Origin of the sequence: Tianweitania sp., assembly GCF_032053605.1 — a bacterium.
GTDB lineage: Bacteria > Pseudomonadota > Alphaproteobacteria > Rhizobiales > Rhizobiaceae > Tianweitania.
In genome coordinates, this window is record NZ_DAMBUH010000046.1 from 1 (window position 1) to 892 (window position 892).

The 892-nt window shown below is 64.7% G+C and carries 1 protein-coding gene; it reads right to left on the reverse strand.

Features of this window, described 5'->3' with window-relative positions; translation table 11 throughout:
* Window positions 1–892 (reverse strand): L-seryl-tRNA(Sec) selenium transferase (selA, locus tag RTX98_RS11890; protein ID WP_312796793.1); only part of this gene is annotated, 892 nt, incomplete at both ends.

An 892-nucleotide genomic window follows, 5' to 3' on the forward strand; every position in this document is an offset into this window, starting at 1 on the left:
GCGCGCCGGAGCCGATCTGGCTGGAACAGATTGATGGTTCGACGCTGTAGCCCTTTGGCGCAAGCACGGCGGTGACTTCAGGCGCGAGGCGTTCGGCCTGCGCGCGGATTTCGGCTTGGCCTCGCGACAGCATGCGCAGGGTCGGCAAGCGGGCGCCGAGGCGGTCGGGATCGCGGTAGAGTTTCAGGGTGGCGAGCATGGCGGCGATGCGGATCTTGTCGACGCGCAGCGCGCGCTTCATCGGATTTCGGTTGATCTCGGCGATCAGGTCCTTGCGCCCGACGATGAAGCCGGCCTGCGGGCCGCCGAGCAGCTTGTCGCCTGAGAAGGTAACGAGATCGGCGCCCTCGGCCACCGCTTCGCGCACGGTGGGTTCCTTAGCAAGGCCATAGCGGGAGAGATCGACCAGCGTGCCGGAGCCGAGATCGTTGAGGAGAACGACGCCCGCCTGATGGGCGATACGCGCGAGTTCGGCGCCATCCACTTCGGCTGTGAAGCCTTCGATGCGGTAGTTCGAGGTGTGGACCTTGAGGATCAGCGCCGTTTCAGGGTTGATCGCCTTCTGATAATCGCGGGCATGGGTGCGGTTGGTGGTGCCGACTTCAACCAGACCGACTCCTGCCCGCTCCATGATATCGGGCATGCGGAAAGCGCCGCCGATTTCGATCAGCTCACCGCGCGACACGATCGCCTGACGACCGGCGCCGACGGCATTCAGCGCGATCAAAACGGCGGCGGCATTATTGTTGACGATGGTCGCATCTTCTGCGCCGGTAAGTTCGCAGAGCAATTCGCGCAGATGGCTGTCGCGCTCGCCGCGCTTGCCGGTGTCGAGATCGAATTCGAGAGCGGCAGCGTCGCGCATGGCATCGACAGCGGCGGCAATCGCTTC